This window comes from Aquimarina amphilecti (assembly GCF_900109375.1).
GTDB lineage: Bacteria > Bacteroidota > Bacteroidia > Flavobacteriales > Flavobacteriaceae > Aquimarina > Aquimarina amphilecti.
Map to the genome: position 1 here is coordinate 164598 of NZ_FOAB01000009.1, position 20427 is coordinate 185024.

17 protein-coding genes are annotated in these 20427 nt (G+C 32.2%); 9 read left to right on the plus strand and 8 right to left on the minus strand.

Annotated features, from left to right (window positions below; translation table 11 throughout):
• Window positions 1-24 precede the first annotated feature (24 nt).
• A complete protein-coding gene (locus BMY33_RS23625; RefSeq protein ID WP_091412127.1) occupies window positions 25-201 on the plus strand; it encodes a hypothetical protein in 177 nt (58 codons plus the stop codon).
• Between the two features lie 104 nt (window positions 202-305).
• Here BMY33_RS23625 and BMY33_RS20905 read toward each other — a convergent pair whose 3' ends face one another.
• Window positions 306-2750, minus strand: coding sequence for a TonB-dependent receptor (locus BMY33_RS20905; protein ID WP_091412128.1), 2445 nt, complete (start codon window positions 2748-2750; stop codon window positions 306-308).
• A gap of 293 nt (window positions 2751-3043) precedes the next feature.
• Between BMY33_RS20905 and BMY33_RS20910 the strand changes: the two genes are divergently transcribed.
• Together BMY33_RS20910 and BMY33_RS20915 are read left to right on the plus strand one after the other, a co-directional pair.
• Complete coding sequence (locus tag BMY33_RS20910) at window positions 3044-3601, plus strand: conjugal transfer protein TraO (RefSeq protein ID WP_170837146.1); 558 nt, start codon at window positions 3044-3046, stop codon at window positions 3599-3601.
• A gap of 52 nt (window positions 3602-3653) precedes the next feature.
• Window positions 3654-6284: a DUF5011 domain-containing protein gene (locus tag BMY33_RS20915; RefSeq protein WP_091412132.1), complete on the plus strand. Its 2631-nt coding sequence runs from the start codon at window positions 3654-3656 to the stop codon at window positions 6282-6284.
• Window positions 6285-6342: 58 nt separating this feature from the next.
• Here BMY33_RS20915 and arsC read toward each other — a convergent pair whose 3' ends face one another.
• Window positions 6343-6684, minus strand: a complete 342-nt coding sequence (gene arsC, locus BMY33_RS20920; protein WP_091412134.1) for an arsenate reductase (glutaredoxin) — start codon at window positions 6682-6684, stop codon at window positions 6343-6345.
• Between the two features lie 15 nt (window positions 6685-6699).
• Window positions 6700-7798, minus strand: a protein-coding gene (prfB, locus tag BMY33_RS20925) for a peptide chain release factor 2 (RefSeq protein ID WP_139195713.1) whose coding sequence is annotated in 2 segments (ribosomal slippage) — window positions 6700-7734 and window positions 7736-7798 — 1098 coding nt in all. Because the reading frame shifts where the segments join, the coding sequence is not laid out codon by codon here.
• Between the two features lie 107 nt (window positions 7799-7905).
• On the opposite strand from prfB, the gene BMY33_RS20930 reads away from it, so the two are divergent.
• Complete coding sequence (locus BMY33_RS20930) at window positions 7906-10317, plus strand: zinc-dependent metalloprotease (protein ID WP_091412138.1); 2412 nt, start codon at window positions 7906-7908, stop codon at window positions 10315-10317.
• Window positions 10318-10369: 52 nt separating this feature from the next.
• The gene (locus BMY33_RS20935; RefSeq protein ID WP_091412140.1) at window positions 10370-11383 is read left to right on the plus strand and encodes a threonine aldolase family protein; all 1014 of its coding nucleotides are present in this window, start codon (window positions 10370-10372) and stop codon (window positions 11381-11383) included.
• A gap of 54 nt (window positions 11384-11437) precedes the next feature.
• Here BMY33_RS20935 and BMY33_RS20940 read toward each other — a convergent pair whose 3' ends face one another.
• Window positions 11438-11758, minus strand: coding sequence for a YegP family protein (locus tag BMY33_RS20940; RefSeq protein WP_091412142.1), 321 nt, complete (start codon window positions 11756-11758; stop codon window positions 11438-11440).
• Between the two features lie 234 nt (window positions 11759-11992).
• On the opposite strand from BMY33_RS20940, the gene BMY33_RS20945 reads away from it, so the two are divergent.
• Window positions 11993-13096 (plus strand): OmpA family protein, encoded by a 1104-nt coding sequence (locus BMY33_RS20945; RefSeq protein WP_091412144.1) that lies wholly within the window; start codon window positions 11993-11995, stop codon window positions 13094-13096.
• A gap of 69 nt (window positions 13097-13165) precedes the next feature.
• Here BMY33_RS20945 and BMY33_RS20950 read toward each other — a convergent pair whose 3' ends face one another.
• The gene (locus tag BMY33_RS20950) at window positions 13166-13489 is read right to left on the minus strand and encodes a YbaB/EbfC family nucleoid-associated protein (protein WP_091412146.1); all 324 of its coding nucleotides are present in this window, start codon (window positions 13487-13489) and stop codon (window positions 13166-13168) included.
• 145 nt (window positions 13490-13634) lie between these two features.
• Here BMY33_RS20950 and BMY33_RS20955 point away from each other — a divergent pair, with 145 nt between their 5' ends.
• From BMY33_RS20955 to capB, 3 genes are all read left to right on the plus strand, one after another.
• Window positions 13635-15695, plus strand: coding sequence for a S9 family peptidase (locus BMY33_RS20955; RefSeq protein ID WP_091412148.1), 2061 nt, complete (start codon window positions 13635-13637; stop codon window positions 15693-15695).
• Window positions 15696-15787: 92 nt separating this feature from the next.
• The gene (gene capA, locus BMY33_RS20960) at window positions 15788-16828 is read left to right on the plus strand and encodes a cysteate synthase (RefSeq protein ID WP_091412150.1); all 1041 of its coding nucleotides are present in this window, start codon (window positions 15788-15790) and stop codon (window positions 16826-16828) included.
• 152 nt (window positions 16829-16980) lie between these two features.
• A complete protein-coding gene (capB, locus tag BMY33_RS20965) occupies window positions 16981-18240 on the plus strand; it encodes a cysteate-C-fatty acyltransferase (protein WP_091412152.1) in 1260 nt (419 codons plus the stop codon).
• A 64-nt stretch (window positions 18241-18304) separates the two neighbouring features.
• Here the strand turns inward: capB and BMY33_RS20970 are convergent, their stop codons facing one another.
• From BMY33_RS20970 to BMY33_RS24035, 3 genes are all read right to left on the minus strand, one after another.
• Entirely contained in the window at window positions 18305-18496 is a 192-nt protein-coding gene (locus BMY33_RS20970) for a hypothetical protein (RefSeq protein WP_091412153.1), read from the minus strand.
• Window positions 18497-18834: 338 nt separating this feature from the next.
• Window positions 18835-19953 (minus strand): GTP cyclohydrolase, encoded by a 1119-nt coding sequence (locus BMY33_RS20980; protein WP_091412157.1) that lies wholly within the window; start codon window positions 19951-19953, stop codon window positions 18835-18837.
• A gap of 382 nt (window positions 19954-20335) precedes the next feature.
• Window positions 20336-20427 (minus strand): RagB/SusD family nutrient uptake outer membrane protein (locus BMY33_RS24035; protein WP_139195714.1); only part of this gene is annotated, 92 nt, incomplete at its 5' end.

The following is a 20427-nucleotide window of genomic DNA, read 5'->3' on the forward strand; positions in this document are numbered from 1 at the left end:
AAAAATTGAAATTAGATTACTATTATGTTTGAATTTGATCAATACCTTGGTTTCTTAGCATTTTTAACAATCCTTACTATTGGATTCTGGTTAATGATATTTTTGTTAACTTTTGTTGTTCCTTATTGGATTTTTGGTGCTACTATTGAAAACTTTAAGTTAAAGCAAGAAGCTAAACGCAAGGCAAGAGGAGAAGCGTAAATAATAGTCTTAGTTATATATTAAAAAAGGGAAATGATTAAATCATTTCCCTTTTTTAATATCTTCAAATCTAATATTTATAATTTGATAATCGTTTTTAATGTTTATGGTTTTCCTTCAAATTCTTCACCACCGCCATTAAAGTTATTTCTAGAACGTTGTCTTTTCTTTTTCTGGTTAAATCTATATGTAAATGACAATGTAAAGCTTCGTTCTCTCCATTGAAATTCGCTATCTGTAATAAATGTTTCTGTGGTAGATACACTTTGACGTTTTCTACTATTAAATAGATCACTTACGTTAAAAGTTAAAGAAGCTTTTTCCTTAAAAAGGTCTTTGCTAAAGGCTAAATTTACACTTAATAATCCTTCACTTTTAGTTTGTGCATTTTCATTTGGGCCGGCATAAAAAGCCGTAGTCTGCCAATCTATTTTTGCCGGTAAAGTAATTTTATTGTTTAATCTCGCAAACCAACTAAAATTATCTGCATCAAAATTTTCACCATTAAAATCTCCTTTAATACTATTTTGGAAAGCATTAAAATTACCATTAATACGCCATTTTTTAGTAGGACTATAGGTAAGTGTAAATTCAAAACCGTAACGATCAGAACTGGATAAGTTTATTGGTGTTCTTCTGATGATAGGGACTATAGTTCCATCACCTATAATTGCTGTATCACCAGTGTTCTCCGCTATAAATGTAAATATTTGTGTAGAACGATTATAATATATAGAAGAGTTTAAGGTTAATTTACCCATTCTATTCAGATACCCGAGGTCAAATACATTAGAATAACTTGGATTTAGATCAGAATTTCCTTGAAATATATTGGTAGCACTGGATCTAGATGGGAAAGGATTGATAAATCTAGAACGAGGTCTTCTTATTCTACGGTTGTAACCAAGTGTTAAACTTTGTTTTTCTGATAATTTATATCCTAAATTTATAGTAGGGAATATATCGGTATATATTTTTTTATTAAAGTCACCACTTGTTTGTTGATCGATAGTTATTCTTGTGCTTTCTAATCGAAGACCTAATAAATAAGAAAATTTACCAGCTTTACTTCCAAACTGAGAGTAAGCTGCATTTACTTGCTCTTTGAAAATTAAATTGTTAGATAGATTTGTATCAGTAGTCACAACACCACTATCGTCAAATTGAACCAAAAACTCAGTATCTAGTTCATTGAAGTTTCCTCTATACCCTAATTCAAATTGACTTTTCTTTCCTATAGGTAATACATAATCAGACTGTATAAGAATACGATCTTGTTTTTCTAAAGTATTTACTAATTCTATTGTAGAAACATTTTCTTGAGTAATTCTAGAGCTCTCATCTTCTTCACTGTTTTCTATTTGAAAATCAAATGTTAGCTTGTGGCCACTATCATCAAAGTTTTTATTATAATTAATAGCATATTGTTTGGTAATATCATCTTCTACTTCAGGGTCAAAACGTAAATTACTACTTAAAATATTTCCATTAACGTCAGGCTCTGTTATTAAATTCGAAGTATTACTTTCATTATCACTAGAACGATATAAAAAAGATCCTGTAATCGAGGAACTATCATTTATATACCATTCTAAACCTACATTGGTGTTAAGCCCTTTTCGTATTCTATCGAAATCTCTTTTTTCATTTAGAAAAGTATCTGGTTCATCAATTTGAGTATCTGTATCAAAATTGAAGAATTGTGTTTCTGATAATGAATTTCCAGGAACTTCACGATAGTTATATCCAGAAGTAGTGAAAAAATTTAAATCACCTGTTCTATAATTTATGTTTCCAGAAACTCCGACCTGTAACGGATATCCAGTATTGAATGTCAAGGCACCATTTAATCCTTGCAATTTACTACGTCTTAAGATAATATTTAAAATACCTGCTGTTCCTTCTGCATCATATCGTGCAGAGGGAGATGTAATAACTTCTACACGTTCAATAGACTCTGCCGGTAATTGACGTAAAGCATCGGTACTATTCAATCCAACCAAACCAGAAGGTTTTCCATTGATCAATATTCTTACATTGTCGTTCCCTCTAAGAGCAACATTTCCTTCTACGTCTACGGAAACAGAAGGAACATTATCTAATACATCGCTTACAGTTCCGCCACTAACAGTAAGGTCTTTACCAACATTATATATTTTTTTATCTAATTTTATTTCTACTGTAGTTTTTTCTGCAATAATGACTACATCATCCAATGCTTCTGTATCAAGCCCTAGACCAATAGTCCCAAGATTAGTGTTTTTAAATAGCTTTTGTTTTGATAAGTTTTCCGTTTTGAAAGAAATAAATTCTATAGAAATATTATATATACCGGCCGGTACTGGTATATTAAAATCTCCATTAGCTTGAGTAATACCTCCTGTTACAATTTTATTTTCTTTAATACTAGAAAAAGTAATTGTAGCATATTCTAAAGGTTCATTAGTTTCTTTATCAATAACTTTTCCAGTTATTCTTACGTCGCTTTGTTGAGCAAAAGATGAAAATCCTATAAATACGACTAATAACACTAAAATATTTTTCTTCATACTCTTTTTTGTATTGGGTGCTCAAAAATATAATTAGGCTATAAGTATGACGGTTAAAGGGGTGTTAAATAATGTATTGTATTTATAATCATAGCATTATGAGTTAGAATTATTAGGATATTTTAACAAATTTATGATTATTACTATTGTTTATTATGATTTGAAAGAATTTAGTTACAAGAATGAGACAATAAATATAGTGTGAAATACGTTAGCGTTTTTTAGTTTTGTAACCGAATTTTGCGGAAAAAAGCTTAATTAAAATAGTAACACAAATTAATAAAATGGGGTTTATGAAAAAACTTTTAGCGAATAAGTCTTTGTTAGTAGTAGCATTTATTCTTTGTTCTTCAGTATCAATGTTTGCACAAAGTCATAAAATGGCATTGTCATTAACCGGAGGTTATGTTGATGGAGGTTTTGGAGGTTTGGTAAATTTGGATTATAAGGTAAATGAATTCGATTATTTACAATTTGGAATTCAAACCAATTTTACAAATTTAGATTTTAAAGAAATAGAGATACCGGTAAATCTATATGCTTTTAATGCTGGTTTCTTTTTCGATGTTCTAAGGAATAATAAAAGAACTTTTGCACTTTCTTTAGGAGCAGGAGGTACAGTAGGAAGTGAGGTTATTAATAATGGTGATGAAGACTTGGAAACAGGAGAACAATTAAATTTTGAGCCAAGTACTATTGTCTTTGGAGCATACGCAGGTTTAGATGCCGATATATTTTTAATTCCTACAATAGCAATAAATATAAAAATTCAGGAAACATATCATTTTAATAGTGAAATAGGTGAGCTTACTCCTTATTTCGGAGCTGGAGTGAAATTAATATTAAAATAACCTTATCCGAGAATCATTTTAATAGAGTTGTTTAAAATTATAATATAAATAGATGAAAAAATCTTTTCAATATATAGTAGCTGGTCTAACCTTTATATTTTTAGTAATTGCCTGTACAAAAGAGATTACTGAAGATTTAGTGGTTTTTTTCAAAGTAGAATTTAGTGAAACCACTATTGATGCATTTGTTGATAACAAAGAAGAATCAAGTTTTACCATTCTAGGGGCGGGCGATATAGCTGCTGGAGATTATCAAATAAAATATAATGTAACTGAAGGTGCTGGTTCGTATTTTTTAAATGATACTGAAGTTACCGAAAATGAGTTTGTAGATTTACCTGAAGGACCTCAATATACGATTGAATATGTTGCCACAGAAATTGGTGCAAATACGGTTACTATCACAATCAAAGATGAATTAAATAGAGAGGAAGAATTTATTTTAACGTATAATGTAAATGATACTGATTTTACATTTGATGTAGTTCCTTCTTCTATAGGAACGTATGTAAATGGAGAGATTGATTTAGATTTAAGTATTACAGAAATTAGTGAAGCTACTTATGATGTGCAATATATTTTTAAAGCTCCGGTAGATATAAGTACTCAAGGAACAGGTACTGTAAATATTGATGGGACATTACTAGACCCTGAAACTTTGGTTGAAATTCCAGTAGGTGATACCACTTGGCAATTTGAGGGTGTAACAATTGGAATGGTGGAAATAGAATTTATTGCTACTAGTAGTTTAGGCGTTTCTAAAACCAAAACTCTCCAAATAGAGGTTGGGGATACTCCGGATTTTACGTTTACAGCAACATTAGACAGTGATTCTATATTTACAACGAATTCCGGAGCGGTTATAAATTTTGATATAACAGAAACTGTTGGAGCGTCTACTTATGTAATGAATTATAGAACCTCTAATACTGGTAATGTAGTCTATAATGGAGAAACTTATCAAGCAGGAGATAATATTCCGATCCAAGCTGGTACTAGTATCGGGACTTACGTTGGAACTGCAGAAGGTACTCATAATTTAGATTTTAGAGTAGACAATTCAAATACTGTTACAGTATCAAGAGAAGCATCTTTGGTATTAAATTTCAGGGATCCTGATGGCACTCCTCCAGTTATAGAACTAATAGGAGATAGTGAAATTACAATTAATGTCGGTGATTCTTTTACTGATCCAGGTGCTACTGCAAGTGATGATATTGATGGAGATATCTCTACTAGCATCACAGTTTCTGGTACTGTCGATACTAATGTTCCTGGTGTTTATACCTTAGTATATAGTATAGAAGATTCTTCGGGAAATACATCATCAATTGAACGTATAGTAAATGTAGTAGATAATATTCCTCCTGTAATTATAATTACGGGTGATAATCCTTTAATAGTGCAGTTAGGCAGTGCTTTTACTGATCCTGGTGCTACTGCAACAGATAATGTTGATGGAAATATAAGTTCGCAAATAGAAGTAACAGGTTCTGTTAATGTAAATGTTGTAGGGGATTATGTGTTAACTTATACTGTAAGCGATGCAGCTGGTAATGGAGCTTCAGAAACTAGAACAGTAAATGTTATTAGTGATAATCCACCAGTAATTACGATATTAGGAGATAATCCTTTTCAATTAGATTTCGGAGAAGTTTTTGCTGATCCTGGAGCTACTGCTTCAGATGATATCGATGGTGATATTTCTAGTCAAATACAAGCTTCAGGAACTGTTGATGTGAATACATTAGGGGAATACATAATAACATATAGCGTAAGTGATTCTTCTGGTAATACAACAGAAGTAACCAGAACGGTCAATGTAGTAGATAATACTAGTCCTGTTATTACATTAGAAGGGACTAATCCTTTTCTAGTAAATGTAGGTAATGTGTTTAATGATCCGGGAGCAAATGCAAGTGATAATGTGGATGGTAATTTGACATCAGAAATTAATACTTCTGGTACTGTAGATGTAAATACTCCAGGAGATTATATATTAACTTATACTGTTGAGGATTCCTCAGGAAATACAGCAACAATAACAAGAACAGTGAGAGTAATTGATAATGTTGCTCCAGTAATTACGTTAATTGGATCATCTAGTATTACAATTCCACAAGGAGGAAGTTTTACAGACCCTGGCGCTACTGCATCAGATAATATTGATGGAAACCTTACTTCTCAAATAGCTACAACCAGTAATGTGAATTTAAATATTCCAGGGACATATACAATTAGGTATAATGTACAAGATGCGGCAGGAAATAGCGCAACAGAAGTGGTGCGAACCATAATAGTAGAATCTAATATCAATTTTAATAGAGCTACAGGAGTACTTACAGCGCCGGCTAATGCTACTGTGGTAGTTTCAATGAATTCTGGAGGAACAGGAAGTGGTAACGCTGTAATAGATGCCCGTAGTCAAGCTAATACTAATTTAGGTATTGGAATTACTTGTTGGGGGCTTACTGGAGGAGTACAATGTTTGGATTCTGATGGAGATGGGGTTGATGAAACAAGTGGCTTCACATTTTCAATGCCAGCAGATGGTATAGCTAATTTTACAGGATCGCATACTCCCGATGGAACGAGTATTAATAGTGGTACAAGTTTTAGTATTCAAGTATCTGGAGAAACGTTTAATGGAAATATGGGACCTGGAGATGGGATACCACAGTAAAATATTTAAGACATAACAATAAAAAAAGCTGAAACAATCGTTTCAGCTTTTTTTATTGTTATAAAATATCAATTACTTTTTCAGGGGGCCTTCCAATAATAGCTTTGTTATTTTTTATTACAATTGGTCTTTCTATTAGTTTAGGATACTCACACATGATTTTAATCAATGCTGAATCTGTAATATCTTTGTTTTTAAATTCTTGTTTCCAAATAGTTTCATTTTTTCTTACTAAATCAATTGGCTTTATTGCTAAAAGATTTATGATTTCTGTAAGTTTTTCTTCGCTTAATGGGGTTTCTAAATATTTGATGATTTCTAAATCTTCTTTTCTTTCTTCAAGTATAGTAAGGCATTGTCTAGACTTACTGCATCTTGGGTTATGATAAATTGTTGTCATGTTTTTCAGTAGTTATTATTCTTCATTTTTTTGCCCCATCATCATAAGGAATGCTTTTAAGAAAACATCAATATTTCCATCCATAACGGCATCAACATTACCTGTTTCTTCAGCTGTCCTAACATCTTTCACTAGCTTATAGGGGTGCATTACATAATTACGAATTTGAGATCCCCATTCTATTTTCATTTTAGAAGCTTCAATTTCATCACGTTGTGCTTGTTGCTTCTTTAGTTCAAGTTCGAAAAGCTGTGATTTAAGCATCTGTAATGCTTTTAGTCTATTTTCTTGTTGTGATCTAGTGTCCGAGCAGGAAATTTGAATTCCCGTGGGAAAGTGTGTAAGTTGCACTTTTGTTTCTACTTTGTTTACATTTTGTCCTCCAGCACCACTTGATCTAGATGTTATAATTTCATAATCTGAAGGATTGATGTCAATTTCAATACTATCGTCCGCTAAAGGATATACGTATATAGAAGCAAATGAGGTATGCCTTTTTGCGTTACTATCAAAAGGAGAAATACGAACCAATCTATGCACACCATTTTCACCTTTCAACCATCCAAAAGCATATTCACCATCAATTTCTAATGTTACCGTTTTGATTCCAGCAACATCTCCACCTTGATAATTGAGTTCTCTAATCTTGTATCCTTGTTTTTCTGCCCACATTAGATACATTCTCATTAGCATATTTGCCCAATCACAGCTTTCAGTTCCACCTGCACCTGCTGTGATCTGAAGAACAGCACTCATGCTATCTCCTTCTTCACTTAACATGTTTTTAAACTCTAGACTCTCTATAAGTTCTAAAGCTAGCGTTTGGCGTTCATTCACTTCATCCTCAGTAGCATCTCCCTCTTTATAAAATTCATAAAGAATTTCAAGATCATCTACTAATGTAACGCTTTTTTCATATTCCGAAACCCATTTTTTTTCGGCATTTAACGCTCGCATTAATTTTTCAGCTTCTTGTGCATTGTCCCAAAAATCAGGAGCATATGTTTTTTCTTCCTCGTTAGCTATTTCAATTAGTTTGGCATCAATGTCAAAGATACCTCCTTAACGCAACCAGGCGCTCCCTAAGATCCTGTAAAGTCTCAGTATTAATCATATTTTAATTATTTTTGACAAAAATAGGATTTAACGGTTCAGTAGGAAATAATTTTGCTATTATTTTATAGTTTTAGTGCCTTAGTAAATCTAATAAACCATTTTTCAATGAAAATATATATCACCTGCTTGTTTTTTATCGTTTCTCACTTTCTTTCCGGACAGTTTTTAGAAAAACAAAAAGATTTAGAATCCTATAAAGGTTATTTTAATTTTTATTATACTCAAAGTAAGGATGAGATATATTTAGAGGTTAAAAAACTGGATTCCGATTTTTTATATGTTCATTCATTAGCAACTGGTATAGGCTCTAACGATATTGGCTTGGATAGAGGGCAAATTGGTGATGGTGTTATAGTCAGGTTTAAGAAAGCTGGAAATAAATTGTTATTGGTACAACCAAATCAAAGATATAGAGCTATTACTGAGAATAAATTAGAGAAAAAAAGTGTCGAACAAGCATTTGCTAAATCTGTTTTATTTGGTTTTCCAATAAAAGAAAAAATAGGAGATAGTTATATTATTAATTTAACTCCTTTTTTGTTGCAAGATACCCATGGAGTTATAAATCGATTAAAAAACCAAAACGAAGGTTCTTATAGTATAGATAAATCAAAGAGCGCTCTAAGTTTAGAAAGAACTAAGGCATTTCCAAAAAATGTAGAATTTGAGGCATTAATAACGTATAAAGGTTCTCCAAAGCGCGGCAACATTTGGTCGGTAGCACCCGATTCAAAACTTCTTACGGTAACTCAACACCATTCTTTTGTACAGTTGCCTGACGATAATTATAAAAAACGAGAATTTGATCCTAGAAGTGGGGCTTTATCAATTACATATTTGGATTATGCAACTCCTATACAAGAGCCTATTGTTAAAAGGTATATTACAAGGCATAGGTTAGAAAAGAAGAACCCGCAACTAACTATAAGTGAAGCAAAAGAGCCTATTGTATATTACTTGGATCCTGGAACACCAGAACCTGTGAGATCTGCTTTATTAGATGGTGCTAAATGGTGGAATCAAGCGTATGAAGCAATTGGGTTTAAAGATGCTTTTCAGGTAAAAATGCTCCCAGAACATGCGGATCCAATGGATTTAAGGTATAATGTGATTCAGTGGGTGCATAGGTCTACTAGAGGATGGAGTTATGGAGCAAGTGTTGTAGACCCTAGGACGGGAGAAATACTCAAAGGTCATGTGAGTTTAGGTAGTTTGAGAATTCGTCAAGATTTCCTAATTGCTCAGGCTTTATCAGATAAACCTTATGCGAATGGAAATAACAGTTACCAACCAATGTTAGAGATGGCTTTAGCCAGAATTAGACAGTTGTCTGCACATGAAGTAGGGCATACGATAGGATTTGCTCATAATTTTGCTGCGAGTACAAATGATAGAGCTTCTGTAATGGATTACCCACACCCTTTAATAAGATTGAAAGATGAAAAGATAGATTTCTCGGATGCTTATGATACTAAAATAGGTTCCTGGGATAAGGTCACAGTTGCCTATAGTTATTCTGAATTTGATACAAGTTTAGATGAAAAAACAGCATTAAATAAAATTTTAAGTGATGCCTATACTAAGGGATTACGTTTTATATCCGATAGTGATGCTAGACCCCAAGGAGGAGCGCATGGTTTAGCACATTTATGGGACAATGGAGAGAATGCTTCTACAGAATTAAAAAATGTATTAGCGATAAGAACTAAGGCGATAGATAATTTTTCTAAAGATAACATTAAAGCGGGTCAACCATATTCAGTTTTAGAAGATGTATTCGTTCCTTTATATTTTTTTCATAGATATCAAACGGAAGCGACGGTAAAATTAATAGGAGGTCTTAATTATAATTATGCCACAAAAGGAGATCAACAAATAATTGTTGAAACAATTTCTGCAAAAGAACAGAAAGAAGCTTTAGAGCAAATATTGAAAACTTTATCACCAGAGGTATTAGCTATTCCAGAAGATAAACTCAAGTTATTTCCTCCCAGAGCTTTTGGTTATAATCGTAGTAGAGAATCTTTCAGAGGTAAAACAGGAGTTGGGTTTGATGCATTAAGCGCAGCTTCTACAGCAAGTGATATGAGTTTATCACTTTTACTTCATCCGGAAAGAGTTTCAAGATTGGTGCAGCAAAGTAGTTTGAACTCGAAACAGATTGGGGGAGAAGAAATGTTGAATAGAGTAGTTAATACAGTTTTTCTAACTAAATCTAAAAATGATTACCATAATGAAATTCAGCAAATTGTTAAAAGTAATGTACTAAAACATTTAATGAATCTTACGAATAATAATAATACATACCCTCAGGCGAAAGCTTTGGCTTTTGGGGCTTTAAAGAAAGTAAGATCTATACTTAATACTGAAAAACAAAAAGGAGTAAATCAAACATATAATGATTATTATATAAAGCAAATTGATGATTTTATATCAAGACCTGAAGAATTTAAGGTGTTACCTTCCCCAAAAATTCCAGATGGTTCGCCGATTGGAAGTTTTCAATGTAGCTTTTGAAAAAGAACATTTTTTTTTAAATATTAATAAATTATATAACAGAAAATAATACATGATAATAGATCTTAGAAGTGATACCGTCACTAAACCAACACGAGAAATGCTTAATGAAATGATAACAGCCGAGGTTGGAGATGATGTGTATAAAGAAGATCCAACAGTTAATGCTTTAGAGGAAAGAATAGCAACTATGTTTGGTAAGGATAATGCGTTGTTTTTTCCGAGTGGAAGCATGGCTAACCAAGCGGCAATTAAATTGCACACACAACCAGGAGAACAATTAATTGCAGATAAATACGCACACGTATATAATTACGAAGGAGGCGGAGTATCTTTTAATAGTGGAGTTTCTTGTAAACTGATTGATGGATATAGAGGAATGATAACTTCTAATCAGGTGATGGAATCAATTAATCCACCAGATTTTTATCATAGCCCTTTAACAAGTCTAGTTTGTATAGAGAATACTACAAACAAAGGAGGTGGAGCTTGTTATGATTTTGATGAGATTGTAAAAATCAAGAAAGTTTGTGATGATCATAACTTGGGATACCATTTAGATGGTGCAAGATTATGGAATGCTTTGGTTGCTAAAAATGAAACTCCTAAAGATTATGGACAAGTATTTGATACTATTTCAGTATGCTTAAGTAAAGGGCTTGGGTCTCCAATGGGTTCTGTATTGATTGGTAATTCGGAAATTATGGAAAAAGCAATTCGAGTTAGAAAAGTATTGGGTGGTGGTATGCGTCAATTAGGATATATGGCAGGAGCAGGATTGTATGCGGTGAATAATCATTTAGATCGTTTAAAGGATGATCATAAAAAAGCAAAGGAGATAGGTGAGGTATTAGAGAAATTGTCTTTTGTAACAAATGTAGAACCAATAGATACAAATATTATCATATTTACTATTGATGGTGATGAGGAAGGCTTTATAGCAAAAATGGCTAATAAAAACATTCATTTTTATGGAATGGGCCAAGGTAAATTAAGGTTTGTTACTCATTTAGATTATACTCAGGAAATGCATGAGTATTTTCTAGAACTGTTAGAAGCTATTTAAAAAAAGCCGTTCATTAATTATGAACGGCTTTTTTAATATAATACTTTATTAATTTTAGACTTCTTTTGTATCTGCACTTGGTGCATTTTCTTTTACCGAATTGATGCCGTTTTCCATTCCAGACTCAGAAGAATACATCTGACTACTTCCTATAACTTGACCATTGGTAGCTTTGAGGTTAAAAAAGAATCTACCATCTTTCGCGGTTTTTCTTTCATATCTACCATCTTCAGCAGAGTTTTTTTGTACAGATGCTACTCCATTTACAGCGGCGGCTTTACTATTATACACCTCACTACTTAAAATTACTTGTCCATTTTTTGCTTTTAAAGTAAAATGGTAACTAGATCCCTCTTTATTTTTGAGTTCAAACATATTGTCGAGTTTTAAAGAATTTTAGAATGATTTTGATAAAAATATAGAATAATACGCAGAAAGAAAAATTGAATAAAATGCAAATATGTTTTTTTGAGCCTTTTATCGAATAAAAAAACAGTACGTCGAAAATTCGATAGTTTTTCTAAAAGTTAGTTTTAACATTTCCTTTTGATATATATAATTTCGTAACTTTAAGTGTAACATAATAATAACCACAAAAATCATCAAAACATGAAAAATCGTTTTTTATTAGTACTTCTTGCAATTGCAGGAATTTCTGCCCAGGCTCAAGACCTGCCTGCTAATCCTGAACCAGGGAAGTGCTACGTACGTTGTACGACACCTGATGTTTATGAAAATCAGACTGTTCAAGTGCAAATTACACCTGAGTATAGAAAATTGAAAACTTATCCTGCTACTTTCGAAACAGTAACAGAAAAAGTATTAGTTAAAGAAGAATCTAAAAAGTTAACAGTTATACCTGCAAAGTATAAAACTGAAACAGTAACTTTTATTAAAAAGCAAAAAGCTTCTGCTTTAAAAGTAATTCCTGCTAAATTTGGTACAGGAGCAGAAACAGTAGAGATTAAGCCAGCATATGCGCAATGGGAACTTGGTTCTCCAGCGCCTGATTGTGCATCAAGTAATCCTGATGACTGTCGTTATTGGTGTTATAAAGGATATCCAGCGGAATTTACTACAGTACCAATCAAAACATTAAGCAGTGATGCTTCTACTACTAGTAATGCTTTAGCAGAAAAATCTAGTACATATACAAAAAGAGTAGTTTCTGAACCAGCTAGAACAGTTGAAGCAGTTATTCCAGCGGAATATGCTACGATAACTAAAACTGTTATGGTTAAAGATGCGTACTCAGAAGAGGTTGTAGTGCCTGCTACTTTTAAGACAGTAAGTAAAGAAGTATTAACACAAAAAGGAGGATTAACTACTTGGAAAGAAGTAGAGTGTTCTTTGGTTGAGTATTCTGCATTACCGATTAATTGGAATACAGGTAGTTCTACACTTACATCACAAGCTAAAAGTATTATCGATACTAGATTAATGCCAGTTTTAGCTAGTAACCCTGGAGCTAAAATGGAAATTGCCTCTCATACAGATGCAAGAGGTTCTAAATCTAGTAATAAAAGCCTTTCTGAAAGAAGAGCACAATCTGTAGTTACTTATTTGCTTTCTAAAGGAGTTAATGGAAGTCGTTTAGTAGCTAATGGTTACGGAGAGAACAGACTAAAAAATAGATGTGCGGATGGAGTTTCTTGCACAGAACGTCAGCACGCTGCTAACCGTAGAACAGAATTTAGATTAATTAATAACTAATTAGTTGTTGATTAATGTATACAAAAAAAGGAAGCAAATTGCTTCCTTTTTTTGTATACAATATATTTGTTATTTAAACATATCTAAACCAGGTATATCTGGCATTCCTTCTTTAGCTACTGCTGCTAATTCGGCTTCGTTTACTGCTGTTGCTTTAGCAATAGCCTTGTTTAGTGTTAGAATTAAATAATCTTCTAACTGCTCCTTATCGTTTAATAATTCATCAGCAATAGAAATACTTTTAATTTCTCTATTAGTTGTTATTGTAACTTTAAGAAGATTATCTGCACTATTTTCATCTACTAAAACAGTGTCCAGTCTTTTTTTTGTTTCTTCTACTTTTTTCTGGGTTTCTTTCAATTTACCCATCATTCCCATCATATCTCCAAACATTGATATTTTTTTTAATGATTTATTAAGAACAAAATTAGTGCTTTAACTGTTAATAAACTAAGAGATTATTGTGAAAACGCTATGAATTATATCGTTATGAACTCTTATTTTTGCAACTTTGCTTAACTATAATAAACTAAGAACATTGGAGATAGAAGTTCAAAACCCAACTGCAGATAGGAAAGCTACACATCTCGAAAAGCATGGAGATATTCGTATCGATGATTACTTTTGGCTTAATGATAAAGATAATCCAGAAGTAATTAATTATTTAGAACGTGAAAACAGTTATAATGATAGCGTGATGGGGCATACTAAAGACTTTCAAAAAAGTCTTTTTGAAGAAATGAAAGGTCGTATTAAAGAGGATGATGCTTCAGTACCATATAAGTTAAATGGATATTGGTACATAACTAGATATGAAAAAGGAAAGGATTACCCTATTTATTCTAGGAAAAAAGATACGTTAGAAGCAAAAGAAGAAATTTTATTTGACTGTAATGAGGAAGCAAAAGGACAGGCTTATTTTAAGATGGTTGGATTAAACATAAGTCCTGATAATACATTAATTGCTTTTGGTGTCGATACTTTAAGTAGAAGAAAATATACAATTCGTATAAAAAATTTAGTGACTGGAGAGGTATATCCAGAAGTAATTGAAACCACTACAGGAGGGAGTACTTGGGCAGGAGATAGTAAAACTTTGTTTTATACTAAAAAAGATGAAGCAACTTTAAGGTCGCATAAGATTTTTAGACATAATCTTGGAACAAATGCATCACAGGATATAGAGGTATATGAGGAAAAGGATGACACATTTAATACATTTGTTTATAAAACAAAGTCCAAAGAATATATAGTGATTGGGTCTAGTAGTACACTAACATCTGAATACCATATTTTAAAGGCTAATAATCCAACTGGAGATTTTGTAATTTTTCAGCCAAGAATTAGAGGTTTAGAGTATGGTATTGCACATTACAGTGGAGATTTTTATGTATTGACCAATGCAGATGAAGCCAAGAATTTTAAACTAATGAAGGTTTCAGAAGAAAATACTTTAAAGGAAAATTGGACAGATGTTATTCCACATCGTAAAGATGTTTTATTAGAAGATGTAGATATTTTTAAAGAGTATCTAGTTATAAGTGAAAGGAGTGATGGTTTAAATAAAATAAATATTAAAAAATGGGATGGTACAGAGGATTACTATCTGCCTTTTGATAATGAAACATATACTTCCTATGTAAGTACAAACGTAGATTTTGACACTAAAACGCTTAGGTATGCTTATAATTCTTTAACAACTCCGAATTCTGTTATTGATTTCGATATGGAAACTAAGAAAAAAGAAGTCAAAAAAGAACAAGAGGTATTGGGAGGTAAGTTTGATAAAAGTAACTATATATCAGAACGTGTATGGGCAACTGCAGTTGATGGTACTAAAATACCAATATCTCTAGTTTATAAAAAAGGAATTGAAAAGGATGGCACCAATCCTTTATTGCAATATGCTTATGGATCTTATGGATCTACTATTGATCCATATTTTTCTAGTGTTCGATTAAGTTTGTTAGATCGAGGATTTATTTATGCAATTTCTCATGTAAGAGGTGGCGAATATCTTGGACGTTCTTGGTATGAAGAGGGTAAACTTTTTAAAAAGAAAAATACATTTACTGATTTTGTAGATTGTTCTAGGTTTTTAGTCAACGAAGGATATACTAGTACAAATCATTTGTATGCCATGGGAGGTTCTGCAGGAGGTTTGTTAATGGGAGTTATTGTAAATATAGCACCAGAATTATATAATGGAGTCGTTGCGGCGGTTCCGTTTGTCGATGTAGTGACAACAATGTTAGATGATAGTATTCCATTAACGACTGGTGAGTATGACGAATGGGGTAACCCAAATGAAAAGGAATATTATGATTATATGAAATCATATTCTCCTTATGATAATGTTGTAGCTCAGAACTATCCAAATATGCTAATCACAACTGGATTACATGATTCTCAAGTTCAGTATTGGGAACCTGCAAAGTGGGTTGCTAAATTAAGAGAATTAAAGACCGATAAGAATCTATTATTATTACATACTAATATGGATGCTGGTCACGGTGGAGCTTCAGGAAGGTTTGCTGCTTTGAAGGAAGTTGCAGAGGAATATGCTTTTTTGTTAGATTTAGAAGGGATAAAGAATTAATTAAAAAAATTAACGTAACTTCGTAGCGTTTTTTGTAGCGGTTTATAGACTCCCCTTTTTCAGTTCTATAGATTTGTTTAAAACACAACCTTATGAGAGAAGATATACAGGCTTATAATAATGTTTTGGAGCTTATAGGTGATACACCACTTGTAAAATTAAACAGAATTATGAAAGGCTTTCCAGGAAATTTCTATGCAAAAATAGAATCATTTAATCCTGGACATTCCACTAAAGATAGAATTGCACTTTATATTATAGAAGAAGCTGAAAGAAAAGGTATTCTAAAACCTGGTAGTACTATTATAGAAACTACCAGTGGTAATACTGGTTTTAGTTTGGCTATGGTAAGTGTTATTAAAGGATACGAATGTATATTAGCGGTTAGTTCTAAATCATCTAAGGATAAGATAGCCATGCTTAAAAACATGGGTGCAAAAGTTTATGTATGTCCAGCGCATGTGAGTGCAGATGATCCTAGGTCCTATTATCAGGTGGCAAAAAGACTTCATGAAGAAACACAAGGTTCAGTTTATATAAATCAATATTTTAATGAATTAAATATTGATGCACATTATAATACAACTGGTCCTGAAGTATGGAACCAAACAAATGGTAATGTTACCCATTTTGTTGCTTGTTGTGGTACAGGAGGAACAATTTCTGGAACAGCAAAATATTTAAAAGAAAAGAATAGTAAAATCCGAGTACTCGGAATTGATGCTTACGGTTCTGTTTTAAAAAAATATCACGAGACTAGAGAATTTGATGAAGAAGAAATTTACCCTTATCGAATTGAAGGTTTGGGTAAGAATTTAATACCTACAGCAACAGATTTTGATGTTATTGATAAATTTGAAAAAGTAAGTGATGAAGATAGTGCACATACAGCAAGAGAATTAGTTAAGGCAGAAGGTATGTTTCTTGGATATACAAGTGGAGCAGCTATCCAAGGAGTTAAACAATTAGCAGAAGATGGTGAGTTTGACGAAAATAGTAATGTGGTAATTATTTTACCGGATCATGGTTCTCGTTATATGAGTAAGGTATTTAGTGATGAGTGGATGACAGAACAAGGATTTTTTGATAGCATACATGAAAAAGATGCTACGAAAGTCCAGTTTATTAAGTAAAGTTATTTAATGTAAAAATATGAGCATCTGACATTTTACAGGTGCTTTTTTTGTGAAAAAATAGTTTGAGTTAGTGATTTAGAATATAATTATGCAATCACATCAATTTTCTGTATTTTCGCAGACTTAAAAAGAAATCAAATTAGCGGTAGATGAGAGATTTATTTGATAAAATATACGAGGACAAAGGACCTTTAGGGAAATGGGCAGATCAGGCGGAAGGATATTTTGTTTTTCCTAAGTTAGAAGGACCAATATCAAATAGAATGAAGTTTCAGGGTAGAGAAGTAGTTACCTGGAGTATCAATGATTATTTGGGGCTTGCTAATATGGAAGAAGTTCGCAAGGTAGATGCAGAAGCAGCTGCTGCATATGGTTCGGCATATCCTATGGGAGCAAGAATGATGAGTGGTCATACCGACTTACATGAGCAATTGCAGAATGAACTAGCTGAATTTGTAGATAAAGAAGCTTCATATTTATTAAATTTTGGATATCAAGGAATGGTATCTACTATAGATGCTTTAGTAAGTAAAGATGATATTATTGTATATGATGTAGATGCACATGCATGTATTATTGATGGAGTTAGATTGCATCAAGGACAGCGATATACATATCGTCATAATGATATAGAAAGCATAGAAAAAAACTTAATGAGAGCTACGAGAATGGCTCAAAAAACTGGAGGAGGAATTTTATTAATTTCTGAAGGTGTTTTTGGAATGCGAGGTGAACAAGGAAGATTGAAAGAAATTGTTGCGCTTAAAGAAAAATACAATTTTAGATTATTTGTAGATGACGCTCACGGTTTTGGTACTCTTGGAACTACAGGCGCTGGAACAGGAGAGGAGCAAGGAGTACAAGATGATATCGATGTATACTTTGCTACATTTGCTAAATCTATGGCTAGTACAGGTGCTTTTATAGCCGCTGATCAAGAGATTATCGATTATCTTAAATACAATTTGCGTTCTCAGATGTTTGCAAAATCATTACAAATGCAATTAGTAGTAGGCGCACTTAAACGTTTAGATATGTTGCGTACGATGCCGGAATTGAAAGCTAAGCTTTGGAAAAATGTAAATGCTTTACAAAATGGTTTACGCAATAGAGGTTTTGATTTAGGAACTACTCAAAGTTGTGTTACTCCGGTATATTTAAAAGGAAGTATTCCAGAAGCAATGGCCTTGGTTAAGGATCTAAGAGAAAATCACGGAATTTTCTGTTCAATAGTAGTGTATCCAGTAATTCCTAAAGGAATGATTCTTTTAAGATTGATTCCAACCGCATCGCATACTATGCAGGATATTGAAGATACATTAAATGCTTTTTCTGCAATAAGAGAAACATTAGAAAACGGTACTTATAAAAAGATGTCTGCTGCTCTTGCTGAAGCGATGGGAGAATAAAGGACACTTATAAATAGAATAAAGAAATCCGCTACTTTCCTTAAAATAGCGGATTTTTTATTGCTTATCTACAATGAAATTCTGGACCTTTTACACACCTGCCGTTTACGCAAGTACATCGTCCATCAATATTTGTAGAACAATCTAATGTCAACGGCCCAAAATTGCAAAAAGGACTACTGCCTCCATTAATAGATAGTTTTTGTTGTTTTTTAAGTTCGCTAACTCCCTGTAAGTTTAGAATGGTTTTTAACATGATATCGGTTTTAAGATGTTATTTTGGTTATTGGTTAAGCGCAGCTTAATACTGCAAAATTTGGATCTGTGCACCCTGCTTGTCCGCAACAAATATATCTTCTGGGGCATAAAGTGCCATTACATACAACTTCACCGTCCCCTCCCTTTATTTTCTTTAGTTCTTGTTTTTGTAAGTGTCGTACCTGATCAATCTTTAAAATCTTTTTAATCATAATGTTATTGTTTTAAGAGTATAAAATATTTATCTAAAAATAACAGTATAACGGGGAAATAATAGTTTTTCTTGTATTAAATATTTGCTAAAAAAGATTTAAAATAATATTAGATTTATCTTATCTATAGGCTTTTTCGGTAAGTTCTTCGAATTTTATGTTGTTCATGATCATAATCATTCCATAACGCTTGTATGGCTTTGTTTTCTTCTAATTCAGGATTAGTTTCCACCATTTCTATACCGTTGCGTATAAACGTTTCATTCATTTCTTTAAATATAAGGGCCGTAACTCCTTTATTTTGGTATTCAGGATCTACTCCAATAAGATAAAAAGCAGCAGTATCATTTCTTCGTTGCGCTTTAAGAATATGTAAGAATTTTAATGGATAAATTTTACCATTCATTTTTTTCAAAGCTTTAGAAAATGAAGGCATCACAATTGAAAAGGCAATTAATTTTCCGCTTTTATCAGCAATACACGTAATGTATTCAGGATTCAAATACGGTAAGTATTTTTTCTTATACATTTCGATTTGATATTGCTGTATAGGAACAAATGTTTGTAAGCTACTATATGTTTTGTTAAGTAAATCAAACATGTCATCAGCATACTGCAAAAGTTCTTTACTTTTTTTGAATTTAAGTAATTGAAGTTGATAGCGTTCTTTTATAATTTTTGCGAACTTGATTACTTTGTCTTTGGTTTCTTTAGGGACTTTGATTTTATATTCTACCCAAGTGGCAGCATCTTCAAACCCTAATTTCTCCATATGTTGCTGATAATATGGGTAATTATACCAAGTAATCATGGTATTAAGTTCTTCAAACCCTTTTATTAAAATTCCAGCTTTATCCATATTAGAAAAACCAACAGGCCCTTCCATGTATTCTAAAGAATGTTGTTTGCCAAAATCAACAACTTTTGCGAGAAGAGCTTTTGTAACTTCAATATCATCTATAACATCAAACCATCCGAAACGGATTTTTGGTTTTTTTTGTTCTTTTACTTCAATCCAATTAATAATTGCCGCTATTCTTCCTACAATCTTTTCGTTTTTATATGCTAAAAAATATTTAGCCACAGCATTTTTAAAAACAGGATTTTTAGCTGGGTTCATTACATCTAACTCTTCTTTAATAATAGAAGGAACGTAATAGGGAGAGTCTTTATATAATTTAAAAGGAAACTTAACAAATGTAGTCAAATCTGCTTTAGAGGTAATTTCTTTAATCGTAATCATACATCTTCACTAGTTCGTAACAAATATATAACCCTTTTGTCAAACATCTTAACGTAAACGGGTCATTTTAATAAATCAATCGATAACTTGAGCATTATGATAGTTGACTGTAATGTTTTTGTAAAAAAAAATACTCCACTGATCAAACTAATGACCAATGGAGTAAAGGATACATAACAAACAATAATTTTACTTATCATTTATACACACACACAACTTTAGTATCCAGGATTTTTATTAATTTTTAATTAGTTGCATTTACTTCGCTAATTGAAGTTTAATTATACTAAACCGTTGATGATTTTAAAAAGGCTAATTCAACTCATCTTTCGGTTTTCTTATGTTTCTCATAGCGATTATATATTTAAAATGAGGTAACCAATTAATACCCGTCATTTTGAGATAAGTTAGGATTTCTTAGTACTTCTTCATTTGGAATAGGTAATAGATAATCACGAGTTGGATCAAAGTTAG

What these genes read in the sequence shown, in the direction of transcription:
- arsC (WP_091412134.1), bottom strand. Translation starts at nt 6,684, where the DNA reads ATGACAACAATTTATCATAACCCAAGATGCAGTAAGTCTAGACAATGC.
- capB (WP_091412152.1), top strand. Translation starts at nt 16,981, where the DNA reads ATGAGAGATTTATTTGATAAAATATACGAGGACAAAGGACCTTTAGGG.
- BMY33_RS20970 (WP_091412153.1), bottom strand. Translation starts at nt 18,496, where the DNA reads ATGTTAAAAACCATTCTAAACTTACAGGGAGTTAGCGAACTTAAAAAA.
- BMY33_RS20930 (WP_091412138.1), top strand. Translation starts at nt 7,906, where the DNA reads ATGAAAATATATATCACCTGCTTGTTTTTTATCGTTTCTCACTTTCTT.
- BMY33_RS20905 (WP_091412128.1), bottom strand. Translation starts at nt 2,750, where the DNA reads ATGAAGAAAAATATTTTAGTGTTATTAGTCGTATTTATAGGATTTTCA.
- BMY33_RS20950 (WP_091412146.1), bottom strand. Translation starts at nt 13,489, where the DNA reads ATGTTTGGAGATATGATGGGAATGATGGGTAAATTGAAAGAAACCCAG.
- capA (WP_091412150.1), top strand. Translation starts at nt 15,788, where the DNA reads ATGAGAGAAGATATACAGGCTTATAATAATGTTTTGGAGCTTATAGGT.
- BMY33_RS20915 (WP_091412132.1), top strand. Translation starts at nt 3,654, where the DNA reads ATGAAAAAATCTTTTCAATATATAGTAGCTGGTCTAACCTTTATATTT.
- BMY33_RS23625 (WP_091412127.1), top strand. Translation starts at nt 25, where the DNA reads ATGTTTGAATTTGATCAATACCTTGGTTTCTTAGCATTTTTAACAATC.
- BMY33_RS20940 (WP_091412142.1), bottom strand. Translation starts at nt 11,758, where the DNA reads ATGTTTGAACTCAAAAATAAAGAGGGATCTAGTTACCATTTTACTTTA.
- BMY33_RS20945 (WP_091412144.1), top strand. Translation starts at nt 11,993, where the DNA reads ATGAAAAATCGTTTTTTATTAGTACTTCTTGCAATTGCAGGAATTTCT.
- BMY33_RS20935 (WP_091412140.1), top strand. Translation starts at nt 10,370, where the DNA reads ATGATAATAGATCTTAGAAGTGATACCGTCACTAAACCAACACGAGAA.
- BMY33_RS20980 (WP_091412157.1), bottom strand. Translation starts at nt 19,953, where the DNA reads ATGATTACGATTAAAGAAATTACCTCTAAAGCAGATTTGACTACATTT.
- BMY33_RS20910 (WP_170837146.1), top strand. Translation starts at nt 3,044, where the DNA reads ATGAAAAAACTTTTAGCGAATAAGTCTTTGTTAGTAGTAGCATTTATT.